The 14281-nt window shown below is 50.3% G+C and carries 10 protein-coding genes; 1 reads left to right on the top strand and 9 read right to left on the bottom strand.

What is annotated here, in order from left to right; translation table 11 throughout:
* Positions 1 to 260: 260 nt before the first annotated feature.
* The 9 genes from MHI15_RS28825 to MHI15_RS28785 form a co-directional block, all read right to left on the bottom strand.
* Positions 261 to 2510 (bottom strand): helix-turn-helix domain-containing protein, encoded by a 2250-nt coding sequence (locus MHI15_RS28825; protein WP_341165188.1) that lies wholly within the window; start codon positions 2508 to 2510, stop codon positions 261 to 263.
* A 281-nt stretch (positions 2511 to 2791) separates the two neighbouring features.
* Complete coding sequence (iolE, locus tag MHI15_RS28820) at positions 2792 to 3688, bottom strand: myo-inosose-2 dehydratase (RefSeq protein WP_076278927.1); 897 nt, start codon at positions 3686 to 3688, stop codon at positions 2792 to 2794.
* Between the two features lie 39 nt (positions 3689 to 3727).
* On the bottom strand, positions 3728 to 5692 hold the full coding sequence (gene iolD / locus MHI15_RS28815; RefSeq protein WP_341165187.1) for a 3D-(3,5/4)-trihydroxycyclohexane-1,2-dione acylhydrolase (decyclizing): 1965 nt from the start codon (positions 5690 to 5692) through the stop codon (positions 3728 to 3730).
* A 26-nt stretch (positions 5693 to 5718) separates the two neighbouring features.
* On the bottom strand, positions 5719 to 7179 hold the full coding sequence (locus MHI15_RS28810; protein ID WP_076185626.1) for a CoA-acylating methylmalonate-semialdehyde dehydrogenase: 1461 nt from the start codon (positions 7177 to 7179) through the stop codon (positions 5719 to 5721).
* 114 nt (positions 7180 to 7293) lie between these two features.
* On the bottom strand, positions 7294 to 8304 hold the full coding sequence (gene iolC, locus MHI15_RS28805) for a 5-dehydro-2-deoxygluconokinase (RefSeq protein WP_341165186.1): 1011 nt from the start codon (positions 8302 to 8304) through the stop codon (positions 7294 to 7296).
* Between the two features lie 263 nt (positions 8305 to 8567).
* The gene (locus MHI15_RS28800) at positions 8568 to 9578 is read right to left on the bottom strand and encodes a LacI family DNA-binding transcriptional regulator (protein ID WP_341165185.1); all 1011 of its coding nucleotides are present in this window, start codon (positions 9576 to 9578) and stop codon (positions 8568 to 8570) included.
* Positions 9579 to 9759: 181 nt separating this feature from the next.
* Positions 9760 to 10590, bottom strand: a complete 831-nt coding sequence (iolB, locus tag MHI15_RS28795) for a 5-deoxy-glucuronate isomerase (protein ID WP_341165184.1) — start codon at positions 10588 to 10590, stop codon at positions 9760 to 9762.
* A 42-nt stretch (positions 10591 to 10632) separates the two neighbouring features.
* Positions 10633 to 11679, bottom strand: a complete 1047-nt coding sequence (gene iolG / locus MHI15_RS28790; RefSeq protein WP_076185618.1) for an inositol 2-dehydrogenase — start codon at positions 11677 to 11679, stop codon at positions 10633 to 10635.
* A 127-nt stretch (positions 11680 to 11806) separates the two neighbouring features.
* Positions 11807 to 12922 (bottom strand): glycoside hydrolase family 88/105 protein, encoded by a 1116-nt coding sequence (locus MHI15_RS28785; protein WP_341165183.1) that lies wholly within the window; start codon positions 12920 to 12922, stop codon positions 11807 to 11809.
* A 190-nt stretch (positions 12923 to 13112) separates the two neighbouring features.
* Between MHI15_RS28785 and MHI15_RS28780 the strand changes: the two genes are divergently transcribed.
* On the top strand, positions 13113 to 14024 hold the full coding sequence (locus tag MHI15_RS28780) for a helix-turn-helix transcriptional regulator (RefSeq protein ID WP_341165182.1): 912 nt from the start codon (positions 13113 to 13115) through the stop codon (positions 14022 to 14024).
* The last annotated feature ends 257 nt before the right edge of the window (positions 14025 to 14281 follow it).

Here is a 14281-nt window from a genome sequence, read left to right as displayed (position 1 = left end):
GGGTCGCTTGTTGTTCTGGATGCCCACAGTATTTCATGAATTCCGGCAGTCTGACAATAAACCTCTTTCGGATGCTCATATCCCAGCAAAATCGGACTTCCGGTTTATCCATACAACCATTTTCGTAGAATAAACCGCTTTCAAAAGTGTGAAAATAAAGACCGCATCGGTGTTCGCGCCCTCATCATAGAGGTTGGCGTGCACAGATGCGGTTATAAAAACTATTGTTCACGTGCTATTGGATTAATAAAGTCGGCAGCCTATAGTCTGGAGGTCCCGCGCCCGCGCTTTAAAGAACGGTAGTCACCCGGCGTGATTCCTAATACTCGTTTGAATACCCTGCCGAATGTAATTGCATTCGCATACCCCACCTGAAGTGCGATATCCTGCAGCGAACATTCCGTTTCCACTAAAAGCTTTTCGGCTTCCTTCATGCGTAGCTCTGTAAGAAAATCAACAAATTTCATTTTAAATTCTGTTTTAAATAGATAGCTGGCATATTTGCCGGATACCTGAAACCGGTCGCTCAAATGCTTTAGGGAAAGATCGGGATTTGTAAAATTCTCTTCAATATAATTCTTCATCTCGGTTACCATCGCCCGGTAGCTTTTAGTTTCACTGACAGAAACATAAGTGCGGAATAAATCAGTCAAATACTCAAACAAAATCCCCTTCATTTCATCTATGGATTCTGCCTCTTCCAGCCGCTTCAGCTGCTTCTCCGCATTTTCTGCTGACAGCTCATCCTGCAGCTGCTCAGACATGACAGCCACTTCCCGGCTCAGCATCTGTAGCATGGCCTGAATTAGAGAGCGGATATCATCATCTTGTAAATAATCCTGTTTAAAACCATCAAAAACACCTTCCAGCAGTTCCCGCCATTGGCCGCTCGACATCCGGAACTGCTTAACAAACTCGGCAATCATTTGTAGATACTTGAATGTCTCAAGAAGCGGCTGGCGCGTTTCTCCAAATTCCGTTAAAGCGATGTCTTCGTGCATTAAAAGCTTGTGCTGCATCACATTCTCCGCTGCCGCATAGGAATCCCGGATCTCCCCTGGACCAGCCGCCAATGGCCCGATAGCGAAACTTAAGGAGAGGCGCAAGTTCTGCTCCACCCAGGTGCGGCAGTCCTCAGCGAACACACGGATTTTCTCTGCCATCTCTTCATCACTTCCTGTGGTCAGGAAGAGAATTGCCGCCCGGTCAGTCCCTATCCACTCCGCCCAAGCTTGCAATTCCGCACTCCGCGCCAATTCTTGAAAGACATTCATCAGGGCAAATTTAAGCGTGTTCTGATCTCCCCTTGTATACCGATCTTGAAAAACCTTGTCGTAGCGGTTGATTTCGCTTAGCACAACCATAAAGCGGGTTGTGGAATGAGCTCCGGAGAGCGGCGACAGCTCTTCCATCCGCTGAACGACATTGTCCAACCGCTCGCTTTGCAAGAGATCGTTGAAAAGCTTGCTGCGCTGTAACAGCAAATTCTCTCTGCTTTTCTTATCATAATCCGTCATATGGTTGATTAGATCTTCCAGCACTCCGTCAATGAGCATCATTTCGTCCGGTCTGTCGCTGGATTGGTCCAGCTTGCGAATTTGATGACCTTCAATCCGGTTCATAATCACCTGAATTGGCTTATAGTTCCGCCGCGTAACATAGATCAGGTAAAAAATCGCGCACACAACCGTACCTAAGGCAATAGCTACCCAAAGGTAAGAAATCACTGACACCCAGCTGAATAGACTGCCCGTTTTGATCCCGCTGGTAAACGTCCAGCCAAGCCTTTCCATATATAAAGTGTTCAACTGCTTCCCATTCTTGGCACCTTCACTGTCCGAATGCGCCTGATAGACCACCTGTCCATCTGCGCCAAATATGGTCAGAAAGGACAACTGTTCATTGACCATACCGTCAACGATCTGTTCCATTCCGCTCATTTTGAGATTAATTACGAGCACTCCCTCCGAGCCGAAGGGCAGCGGCATACCTTTATTTATGGTAAGCACACGTATAGACGTACGCTGAAATTCATCTTTGTATTCCCTAACAGGCTGCCAGCCTTCCGATAAAGAGCCGGAGGTGATGCGGCCAATCCAATCCTCGTCTACAAATCCTGAAAGGTCCTTTAATCCAGTTTCTGTTAAAACGCTTTCATTTCTCTTGTCATAAAGATAGATGGACTGAATATAGGGCGATTCACGCGTCAAGTTGCGTAGATTCTGGGCAACAGCGTAGACGGTCGCCATATCAATCTGGTCTTGATTGTTAAAATAACGTTTATAAGCATCGCTGCGTTCAGCAGCCTCCAGCACTGACAGTTCAGCTTCCTTGATCGTTCGGTCCACATTATCCATAAGATAGCTGGCGGTGATACGGTCCGCTTTTTTGGTTTCCATTCGTGAAATATCATTAATAAATACAAAAGAGGCAAAAATCAGTATCGTCACAGTAAGCAAAAAAATAGGAAAATAGGACAGCAGCAATCGGCGATACCAGGAACGGAACAATAGATAACCCCCTCTGTACAACCGTTAGGATACCCGGCCACGGTTCAGCCGTTAATGCACGAGTAGTTCATAGATATTTGGCTGCACCATCATGGAAATGGAAACTCTTCCGCCTAATTTGCTGCCATTATAACACATACAACATGAGCCCGACCAACGAAGCCATTCGTATTTTACACCTGCTCACTAAAAAGGCGAGGTGCGCACAGCCATAGCCGTGAACCCCCGCATATAAATCTGTCCGAGCAGCCGCCAAGCACCAAGTGGTAGCCCTCCTCGGCCTATAAACCACTCAGATCTCTGATATAACGGCGCGCCTTGATCGCATATTCCAGCGGATCGGCAAGTGCCGGATCCTGCTCCGCTTCCACTACAAACCATCCCGTATAAGAGTAACTTGCCAATTCGCTGAAAATATCCGCAAAGGATATACATCCATCGCCAGGTACGGTGAATGCGCCCGCTTTTACAGCCTGGAGAAAACTGAGCTGATCCCGCAGCACACGCTGAACAACCTCCGGACGTATATCCTTTAAATGGACATGTTTAATCCGAGGTAAGTGGATGCGCAACACCTCTAAGGGATTCTCACCGGCAAAAGCTAGATGACCGGTATCGAACAGCAGAGACACCTCTTCCGGTTCCGTGAGCTCCATTAGCTTAGCAATTTCGGCCCCAGTCTGCACCCCTGTCCCCATATGATGATGGTATACAAGCGCCATACCTTTTTCAGCAGCCAGCCGGCCAAGCCCACCCAGTCCATCGGCAAGTGCGGCCCACTCAGCTTCTGTGAATACAGGTTTATTAGCAAACAGCGGCGTATCCATTTGTCCCTGAATACTCCGTCCTTGCTCTGAGACGACAATCACCTTCGCACCCATCTCATATAAAAAATCACGATGCGCGCAAAAAGCCTCCACTGTCTCCTCATATGGCCGCATAGTCAGATACGCGCTGAACCAAGCGCTGGCAATCTCAAGTCCACGAAGCTCAAGTGCCCGGCGCAGCCGTTCCGGAGAGCGTGGATACTTGTTGCCCACCTCGCTTCCCTGAAACCCGGCAAGCGCCATTTCGCTAATGCACTGTTCAAAGGTATTGTCTTTTCCCAGTTCAGGCATATCATCATTAGTCCAAGCGATAGGAGCAATCGCCAGCTTGACCGCATGTTCTTTGAACATCCTCGATTCTACCCCTTCCGTTTCACAGTATTACTAATACTAATAACTGCGGGCCTTTCCAAGCTGTTCAAGCTTCTGCTCGTAGGCAGCCCGAACGGCTTCACTGCCGGACACTTCTGGAACACCAACATTCCACCAGGCTCCGTAACCATGTGTCATTGTCTTGGGCAGCACCTTAATGTCAATTAGGGTGGAACGATCCTGCAGCAGAGCCTCCCTCAAAGCGTCACGCAGCTGCTCAGCCGTTGACGCACGGAAGGTCTTCACACCATATCCCGCGGCACTTGCTGCATAATCTATGCTTATCAGTTCGCCGCTCAGCTGACCTTCCGGGCCCCGGTAGCGGAATTCAGTCGCCATGCTATCCAGTCCTTGCTCCATCTGCAGGTTGTTGATACAGCCGAACCCCATGTTATCCAACAGAATGACGTTGATCTTCTTGTTCTCCTGAAGGCTCGTCACTAGTTCCGAATGCAGCATTTGATAGCTGCCATCGCCCACCAATGCATATACCTCCCGGTCCGGCTCCGCCAATTTCACACCGAGTGCACCGGAGATTTCATACCCCATACACGAAAAGCCATATTCCATATGGTAAGTATCCGGCACAGTGGAATTCCACATCCGCTGCATGTCGCCCGGTAAGCTGCCTGCGGCTCCTATCACAATGGCGTCTTTCGGAAGATATTCATTGAGGATCCCGAGTACCTGTGTTTGCGCCAGCGAAGTGTTCAACTTCGTCGCATATTCAGATAGCTTCTCGTCAAGATGTCCGGCAACTTCCGGCACGAAGGAAACTGAAGAACGATCTGGACGATCTGCCTCCTGATTCACCGTATACTCCACGTCAGATAGACGCTTTCTTTCCACTTCCCATGCCTTTTTTGCCACTACAATTTCATCTGTATAAGCGGTGCGGTAACCGCGCTTCTCCAACGTAGCAGACAGCGCCCTAAGACCTTCGGCAGCATCACAGACCACAGCCAGCGCATCCAGCTTGGAGGCATGGTAAAGGGAAGCGTTAATTGTCAGGAACTCCACCTCGGGATGGGCGAACAAACTCTTCGAACCTGTCGTGAAGTCCGTAAACCGGGTACCCACACCGATCACCAGATCCGCTTCTGCGGCCAACGTATTAGCACAGCCATTCCCGGTAACTCCTATGCCACCGAGATTGTAGGCACAGTCGCTTGCCACGGCGCTTTTTCCAGCTTGCGTCTCACCGAATGGGATGGCGAATTTCTCCGCAAACGCACGTAATTCCATTCCTGCATCCGCATACCGGACTCCCCCCCCACAGACCAGCAGAGGTCGCTGTTTACTGGCAATAAGATCAGCTGCCGCAGCAAGCTCATCCGGATGCGGAGTACAGGAAACGATCCGGTGGATGCGCTTGCGGAAGAACTCAAGTGGGTAGTCCCAGGCCTCCCCTTGCACATCCTGCGGCAGCGCAATCGTAACTGCCCCGGTATCTGCCTGATCAGTCAGCACACGCATCGCGTTCAGCAATGCCGTCATCAGCTGCTCTGGCCGATAAATCCGGTCCCAATATTTGCTCACCGCTTTGAAGGCATCGTTGACCGTTATCGACAGATTGTAGGTGTGCTCCATTTGCTGAAGTACCGGATCCGGTTGACGGGTGGCAAAGGTATCGCCGGGGAGCAGCAGCACGGGAATCTGATTCGCCGTCGCAGTGGCAGCGGCTGTCAGCATATTAGCTGAACCCGGTCCTACCGAAGCGGTGCAGGCCATGATTCGCCGTCTGCGGCTCTGCTTGGCAAAGGCAGTCGCCGCATGCACCATTCCTTGCTCATTCCTCCCCTGATAGACCGTCATCTCACCCGGCGCTTCCTGAAGTGCCTGCCCCAGTCCAAGTACATTGCCATGGCCGAAAACGGTGAATATACCGTGTACAAAACGCTCCGATCCATTGCCAAAGTCCACATATTGCTGGTCCAGAAATTTCACCAGCGCCTGCGCCGTCGTTAATCTAATCGTATCCACGTGAAACCTCCCTTTCGCCGTTTTTGTTACTGCCAGCGGGCAGTGACGACTTTTTTGCGTGTATAAAATTCAACCCCGTCGCTTCCATTCGCATGCAGATCGCCATAGAAGGAATCCTTCCAGCCGGAGAAAGGGAAAAAGGCCATCGGGGCTGGCACTCCGACATTGACACCCAACATGCCTGACTCGATATTTTCCCGGAAATAGCGCACTTTCCCGCCGTCATTCGTAAAAATACAAGCCCCGTTGGCAAAACGAGAGGTATTGGCAATTTCAATCGCCTCTTCTACATCCTTGACACGGATCACTGCCAGGACAGGCGCGAAAATTTCCTCCTGCCAGATTTTCATTTCCCGGGTCACTCCATCAAACAACGTTGGGCCGATAAAATAACCCTGTCCCTGCACCGCAGCATCCGCCCGGCCGTCTCTTAGCAACTTAGCGCCCTCGGCCATGCCTTGTTCAATATAAGCGACCGTTTTGTCTTTATGACTTTGGCGGATAACCGGCCCAAGAAACGTGTCGTCGTCCAAACCATCGCCGATGTTCATCTGCTCACATTCACGCAGGAGGATGGAGATCAGCTCATCAGCAACCTCTTCCTGCACCGTTACCACGGAGCAAGCCATACAGCGCTCTCCCGCCGAGCCGAAGGCTGCGTTGACAATCTGTGTTGCTGAAGCCTCAAGGTTCGCGTCTGCCAACACAATAGAATGATTTTTCGCCCCTGCCAACGCCTGAACCCGCTTCAAACACGCCGTTCCCTTCTTGTAGACATATTCGGCCACCGGCTGTGAGCCAACGAAGGAAATCGCCTTCACATCAGGATGCTCCAGCAGGCCGTTTACCACCTCATGCGCACCGTTAACCAGATTGAGCACACCTTTCGGAAGCCCGGCTTCCTCTAACAATTCGACCAAACGTGCTGCCAGCAGCGGTGTGCGTTCGGAGGGCTTCAGCACAAAGGTATTCCCACAGGCGATGGCCAACGGGAACATCCAGCAAGGCACCATCATCGGAAAATTAAACGGTGTGATCCCGCCGACTACACCGATGGGATAGCGATACATCCCAGATTCGATGCCTGTCGCGATGTCGGGCAACTGCCGGCCCATCATCAGCGTCGGCGCACCTGCCGCAAATTCCACACACTCAATGCCGCGCTGCACCTCTCCGTAGGCCTCTTTGAAGCTTTTTCCATTCTCCAGCGTGATCGTCTTCGCCAGTTCATCCCAATGGTCCACCAGCAGCTGCTGATATTTGAACAAGATCCGCGCTCTGCGCGGCACCGGTGTCTTGGACCAGCCTGCAAAAGCCGCCTTTGCCGCAGCCACCGCCCGATCAACATCGACTCTGCTGGACAGCGGAACCCTTGCCATCTCCTCTCCAGACGCTGGATTGTATACCGTTTCTGAGTGCTCCGTAGCCGCCTCTACCCACTGCCCGTCAATATAGTTGTTCAGCACTTGCACGGTTTGCTGTGCCATTCTACTCACTCCTTCATCTCTATTAATGCGATCCCGCGAATCTAATCTAATCTAATCTTGCATAGCTATTCGATCTGGGGTTGTTTGAGTTGTGTCCTCTCCAACCTCGCCTACTTACTCTGCACCTGAAGTGATTTCCTCGTTAGACAATAAAAACGCTTCCAATTCGTCCAAGGTTGGCATGGCATCCGAACAGCTGTGGCGGGAGATGACAATGGATGCCGACGCGCTGCCGCGGCGCATGGCCTCACCGACGCTTTCTCCCCGCATTAGACTGTGAATGAAGGCTGAGGCGTAAGAATCTCCGGCTCCAAATGTCTTCAATACTTTAGCGGGAAAAATACCGCTCCGATGCTTCTGCCCATCCGCCGTGTAGGAGATTGAACCACTCCCGCCATGCTTGATAACGACCAGCTTTGCTTGGTGCGAGAACCAGCGGTTAACTGTTGCTTCGTCATCTGCATCTGTCACATTGTACAGGCTCTCCATCATATTAAATTCCTCACGGGTACCGATGATACAATCGCATTTCTCAGCTGCCAGATTATAATAGACCGCTGTTTCTGCGGCTGACTTCCAAGTATAGGGGCGATAATCCAGATCAAAAAATACAGTGACATTGTGCTTGCGGGCGAACTCCAAAGCGACAAACACAGCCTCACGGGACGGACTTTGTGCCAGTGCAGTACCTGAGATCAGCAGTGCCTTGGACTTCCGAATATACTCTTCCGAGATCTCCTCTGTACTCAGCAGCAAATCAGCCACATGATCCCGGTACATCAGAATGCTGCACTCCTGAGGACTCTTTATTTCAGTAAAAGCAAGCCCAGTCACTGCACCAGTCTGGTCAACACTCACCTGGCTATCATCAATGCCATTCCGTTGCAGATAAGTTCGGATAAAACGGCCCATCTGATCATCGGATATCTTACCGATAAAGCCAGTGCGCATCCCTAGCCGTGCTGCTCCAATTACGATATTGGCGGGAGAGCCGCCGACATATTTGGTAAACGTCAGTGTCTCTTCCATTGGTCTTCCGGTTTCATTAGCGTTTAAGTCAATACAGAGCCGACCGACAGCAATTAAATCCAGCGGTCGTGCAGGATCGAACTGTAAACCGTTCATTATGACGCCTCCTTGAGAAAACTTCAGTAAAATGGATTAATGAGATACAACAATCATCGGGGGATGGGTTAAGCGCTTAACCTAATTTCCATTAGTATAGTTTAGAAATTGGAGTTTGGCAATCCTGAACTTAAACGAAGTTGGGAACTGAACCCATGTACCAGAAAAAAACAAAGAAAAGACCTGTACCTCGCCGCTAAGCGAGGTACAGGTCTTCAGATAGGAGTCGGCGTTCTTACTCCGTTTGTAGAGTTTGTGTCTTCCTAATTCGGTGCCGGTCCGGTGGAATGGCGGACGATCAGTTCCGGCATCAGCATGATCTTGCGCTTAGGACTATCGGGATTGTCGATAGATTCGTTCAGCAGAATCATCGCCTGTTCCGTCATCTCACGCAGAGGCTGAGCAATGCTGGTCAAGGTGGGATGGCAAATTTCAGCCAGCATTGTATTGTCAAAACCCACCACGGACAGATCACGGGGTATTGACAAGCCTGCGCTGCGCGCCTCCTTCAATATCCCAATCGCGAGCAGATCGTTGCAGGCGAATATGGCGGTCGGCCGGTCTTCCTGCGCCTGAACCAGCATCGCGGCAGCCGCTTTGCGGCCGTTCTCCAGCGTGGCTGAAGTATGCGTGAGATTAGCCGGATTGTCAAAGCCAACACCCGCTGCCTTGAGCGCATCCATAAAGCCTTCCACGCGCAGCTTACTCCCCGGTAAATTGTCAGAGATAATGCCGAGCCTGCGATGGCCCAGGGACAACAGATATTCTGTCGCCTGATAGCCTCCCTTATAGTCATCCACCGTGACGCTGTTGCTCTCCATCATCCGGATATCAGCCGAAAATAACACAAGCGGTACGTGATCAGCCAGCAGGCGGCGGACCATATCTGGATTCCCTGTATGAGAAGCAATGATTATACCGTCCACCCGTTTACGCAGGAGCAGTGAGATATACCGGGCCGCCTTCTCATCATCCCGGTCAGTACTGCATACAATCAAGTCGCTTCCCTGCTCCTGAGCATAATCCTCAATACCTCGGGCCGCCTCAGCAAAAAAAGGGTTGGAAATATCGGGAATCATCAGCCCAATCGTTCCCGTTCGGCGACTCGTCAGCGCAGAGGCCACCAGACTCGGCTGGTAATTCAGCTCCTCCATGATCCGATGAACCTTCTCCCGTGTCTTATCGCTAATTCTCCCGTTCTTGTTCAACACCTTGGACACCGTAGCGATGGAGACTCCCGCTTCCCGTGCCACATCATATATCGTAGGTTTCATCGTTAGTGAGCCCGCCTTTACGTTCGTACAATCCTATACCTAGATTATAAGGAACTCTTCTGACAGTGTCTATTCAGCGGTGCAAGAGACTCTCTTACTGTGGCGATCATTTGGTCAATACATCGACACAAAGAAGGAGCCTCCGCCTTGCGGAAGCCCCCTTTTCGTGCGTGCTGCTACACTATTTCTTCTTATCCTTCTGGTGTTGCTGCATCTCGAACAGCCATTCATGTTCCGGATCATTATGAAAAACCCATGTGCGGACCGGACCTGCCATCACATTGAGATAATAAGAATCATAACCCGGCGGAGCCGATACAGGATGATAGCCCTCCGGAACCAATACAATACTGCTGTCAGACACGGCCATCGTCTCATCAAGGCTGCGATCGTCATTATACACCCGCTGCACTACAAAACCATGAGCCGGGTTAACCCGGTGGTAGTATGTCTCTTCCAGGTAAGACTCAGCAGGTAGATTGTCACAGTCATGCTTGTGCGGAGGATAGCTGGACCAATTGCCGCCACCCGTACGTACTTCCACGACCAGCAGGCTCTCGGCTTCACTCTGCTCAGGCAAAATGTTGACCACTCGCCGTGACATACTGCCAGAACCGCGGGCTTCGGCCACAGTATCGCACGGAGCGATCAAACGCGGCGCATATTTGCCCGTTCCTGGTGCAAGGCAAACCGCAAGTTCCAGCTCCGTCAAGGCCGTAACTTCATAATGCCCTCCCGCCGGAATATACACCGCATACGGCGGCAAATCCTCAAATACAGACATACGTTCACCGATCCCGGCGAACAACTGGGCGCCTGCTCTCACATCCGCCTTGCCCGCCAGCAGCACCAGACAGATTTCATTCCCTTCCGCGCTGCGGCTCAGCGTATCCCCAACCTGCAGCTGGTACACTTCAAAACCTACATACTCCCATCCAGCGCTCTCCTTGCTAACTGCCGCTACAAGTCCATCTTTGCCGGGTGCTCCGGCTTTTATGATTAGATTGGACATCTTCACAGACCTCCCCCATCTTCCTTCAGCATCTGCATCCGCTTACAAAGCTTGTGTTGCCGATATTCCCTCTCCGGCACAAGAAGACAACTTGACCGGAAGCCCGGTAAGATAGGATTCCTTAGCGGCTTCGGCAATCCGTTCCGCCTGTTGCCCGTCAAGCCCGCTGCAAATGATAGGCTCCTGCAGGCGGATTGCCCGGGCAAATGCGGCAACCTCTTCCACGAAAGCCTGGTTATACCGCTCGAGAAAGAAATGAAGCGGCTGATCGCGTGTGACCGAAGCAGCGGTTGAAACTTCTACAGTTGTTGGACGGCAGTTATCGGCGGTGGCTGAGCCGCAGGAACCGAACACCTCCACGCGTTGATCATAACCATATACAGCCTTACGGCTGTTATCAATGACGCAGATTGCGCCACTGGCAAAGGTCAGCGTGATGACAGCTGTATCCACATCATCGCAGCGCCCAAACATCGGATCAACGAGATTGGCACCTCGGGTATAAACTTCTGTTACTTCCTCACCCATCAGATAACGGGCCATATCAAAATCGTGAATCGTCATATCCATAAACATCCCGCCGGAAGACCGCACATAAGCCTCACCCGGAGGCTGCGGATCACGTGATGTGATCTTCACAATATGTGGACTGCCTAGCTCTCCTGATTGAACCAGTTGCTTAAGTTTGCGGAAGCTAGGGTCCATTCGCCGGTTGAAGCCGACCTGTAGCAATACACCCTCATCCTCCACTATCTTCAGTGCCTGGTGGGTAAACTCTGACGACAGGCTGATCGGCTTTTCACAGAAAATATGTTTTCCAGCCCGGGCTGCTAGCTCAATCCAAGAGGCGTGGGTATCCGTAGGTGTGCAGATAAACACAGCCTCGATTTCAGGGTCATTCAGAATGTCTTGCCCATTCACAAATGCAGAGCCAAGATTCCGGCTCTCTGCCCAGACCAGCAATTCCTCACTTACCACAGCCTCCGCAATGGATTTCAACTTAAACGACGGCATCACACGCAGATTATCTGCATGAAGCCGGCCAATTCTGCCTGCCCCAATAATGCCAACTACGATCGGATTTACCATATTTGCTTATCCTCCTTTGAGGTAAGCGCTTAACCATCCCGAAAATAGTATACTCCAAGCACAAGTGAAGTTACAAGCAAATATTTCTCCTGCTTTTTTAACTCTCTCCTTAGCTATCTACTCCTCCTCAACAGTAATGTAACGCTTCACCTAGTGCGACTAAAACCATGGCCTGTCCGTAGGCCATAGGGGCAATAATGATTTCCTTATAATCTTCTTTTGCAGCACCAATCGGAGTGCCGCCGGATACAACAAGCACCGTGCCTTCATCGTCAATTCTGTCCAGCACCGCCCGGATCGCTTTCAGGGCATGATCTGCATACGATTCCGGCAACAACCCCCTGCGTACGCTATGCAAAATACCCGCTGCGATAGCTGCTGAGCCTGACGTTTCAGTATAACTGCTAGAGTCGTCCAGCAGCGTATGCCATAATCCGTCTCCGCTCTGGCAGGCTAATAAAGCTGTTGCCTGTGCGTTCAGGATCTGTTGAAGATATTCAAACACTCCACTGTCCAGATACGGCCCCATCAACTCCAGGTATTCAGGCAGGCCGAGTGTAAACCAGCTATTGCCCCGGCACCAGAAGGCTTCACTGAAATTATGCCGGCCGCCAAAATGCCAGCCATGAAAAAACAACCCCGTCTTTTTATCATAAAGGTATTTGATATGCAGCAACAGTTGGTAAAGCGACGCTTGCCGCCATGCGGAATTATCGTATTTCACACCCATTTTTGCCGTGAACAAAATAGCCATAAATAACGTATCAATCCAGATTTCATTATCATTGAGCGTAACTTCATCCTTGCTCGCTCCTGTTGTGACATGCTGATAACCAGACTCCTCCGTCCGCGGCAGGCCATGCATCAACCACTGCACCCATTCCAGGCTTAATTCCTCCGCTTCCTTCAGTTCCATTAATGACAGCAACGGCGCTGTTGTATTGATATTCCGGCTCGGCAGTCCCTTGCCCAGTTGCTTGCTCATCCAAAGCTTGGCATATTCTTGATAACGCTCATCCTTGAAATGCTGCTCAAGCTTTTGAAGTCCGTAAAGCCCCACTCCCTGCGGCCAATCCCATTCCTCCATGCCAAAATCACGGGCAAAATACCCCCGTCGTCCCGCATCCTCCCCTAAATTTTGCAGTTCGGCTTCGTTTTCCGGCCGCTCCAGCTTCAGCAGCTTATCCGTCACGCGGTTCAGCTTTTCAATGATCTCAACTTTACTAATCCGGCTGTTGTTCATCTGTTTCCCGCCCCTTCACCTGCTATTTTGGGTCTTCCCTCATGTTGGGTAGTTCCATTCACCCGTAATATATCAAACCATTCCATACAAAAACTACTTTATATTTGCTGTAATAACCCTCATATATTGCAAATCTTGCTTTTCTGAACCTATAATAAGTGCATATTACAGAATAAGGCGGTGAGAGCATTTGCTTGAAAGCGACTTACTGTACGAACAAGGGTATAGCGTACGTATCAACACGCCCGTAGATCCCCTTTTTTATTATTTTGATTATGACCAGCGTTCTCACGATATCAATATGGAGTTTCAGCATTTTCATGATTTTTACGAGATTCATATCTTGATGGATTCCCGAGCCACTCATATTATCGATGGGAATGTCTGCGCCCTCCAGCAGTGTGACATCGTGCTCCTGCGTCCTTATCGGATGCATAAGACACAATATCCGGAAGGGCCGCCGTTTAAGCGGCTGATCATAAACTTCGCCATGCCCAAGGATATACCCGGTTTAGAGAACGCTTACAAAAGTATGTTTCTCTCATTTTGGGAAGAAATACCGATCTACCGTTTGCCAAAAGAGTTGCGCAAAGCCGTGTTTGATCCTCTTAACGCTATCTTCACCTTATCACACAGCACTTCACCGTTAAATCCAGTACTGATTCACAGCCTTTTCCAACAGTTCCTCTGTGCTTTATACCAGCGTAGAGACCAGAACAGCTATGTCCCAGAGGAGATCGGAAATGCCATTATGCAAAAAATCTACTCGATCACCGCATACATCCATAGCCATTACAACAGCGAGTTGTCCCTTGATTTCCTCGCTAAAGAGTTCTTTATCAGCTCCTATTACTTATCACACCAATTTAAGTTAATTACCGGCTCCACGCTGACAGAATATATTCAGATGACCCGGGTCCGTAATGCCCAGCAATTGCTGATCTACACCCGCCTGAAGATTTCCGAGATCGCCGGGCAATCCGGATTCAACAGCTTCTCCCAGTTCAACCGCATATTCAATAAACTTAGCGGGATGTCCCCATCCGAGTTCCGCAAGAATCAGGTCATATCCAACACTGCTTCGACCACATTTTCCTATTGATGTACTTGCTTACCTAGTTACAAAAAATCCGCTGTGCGTCCGACAAATCTATCTACCCTCTAAGTAACTATATTGAGCAGTAACAGAGGCAATGTTTAGACGCAAAAGAGAGACGAAGGGAAAGGGATAGCAAAAGCGATGGTGCAAGCACACACATGTTGGTATAGATGCAGGTACTGGTATAGGTGCTCGTAGTGATGTAGGTACTGATGTAGGTACTGATATAGGTACTGATATAGGTACTGATGTTGGTGCTG

This window comes from Paenibacillus sp. FSL H7-0918 (assembly GCF_038007025.1).
In the GTDB taxonomy this organism is placed as follows: domain Bacteria; phylum Bacillota; class Bacilli; order Paenibacillales; family Paenibacillaceae; genus Paenibacillus_AQ; species Paenibacillus_AQ odorifer.
The sequence above is the reverse complement of the archived record's forward strand: the minus strand, read 5'-3'. Positions and strand labels throughout refer to the sequence as shown.

Coding starts and splice junctions, on each gene's coding strand:
- iolE (WP_076278927.1), bottom strand. CDS start 3,688: ATGTTCAAAGAACATGCGGTCAAGCTGGCGATTGCTCCTATCGCTTGG.
- MHI15_RS28810 (WP_076185626.1), bottom strand. CDS start 7,179: ATGGCACAGCAAACCGTGCAAGTGCTGAACAACTATATTGACGGGCAG.
- iolC (WP_341165186.1), bottom strand. CDS start 8,304: ATGAACGGTTTACAGTTCGATCCTGCACGACCGCTGGATTTAATTGCT.
- MHI15_RS28800 (WP_341165185.1), bottom strand. CDS start 9,578: ATGAAACCTACGATATATGATGTGGCACGGGAAGCGGGAGTCTCCATC.
- iolB (WP_341165184.1), bottom strand. CDS start 10,590: ATGTCCAATCTAATCATAAAAGCCGGAGCACCCGGCAAAGATGGACTT.
- iolG (WP_076185618.1), bottom strand. CDS start 11,679: ATGGTAAATCCGATCGTAGTTGGCATTATTGGGGCAGGCAGAATTGGC.
- MHI15_RS28785 (WP_341165183.1), bottom strand. CDS start 12,922: ATGAACAACAGCCGGATTAGTAAAGTTGAGATCATTGAAAAGCTGAAC.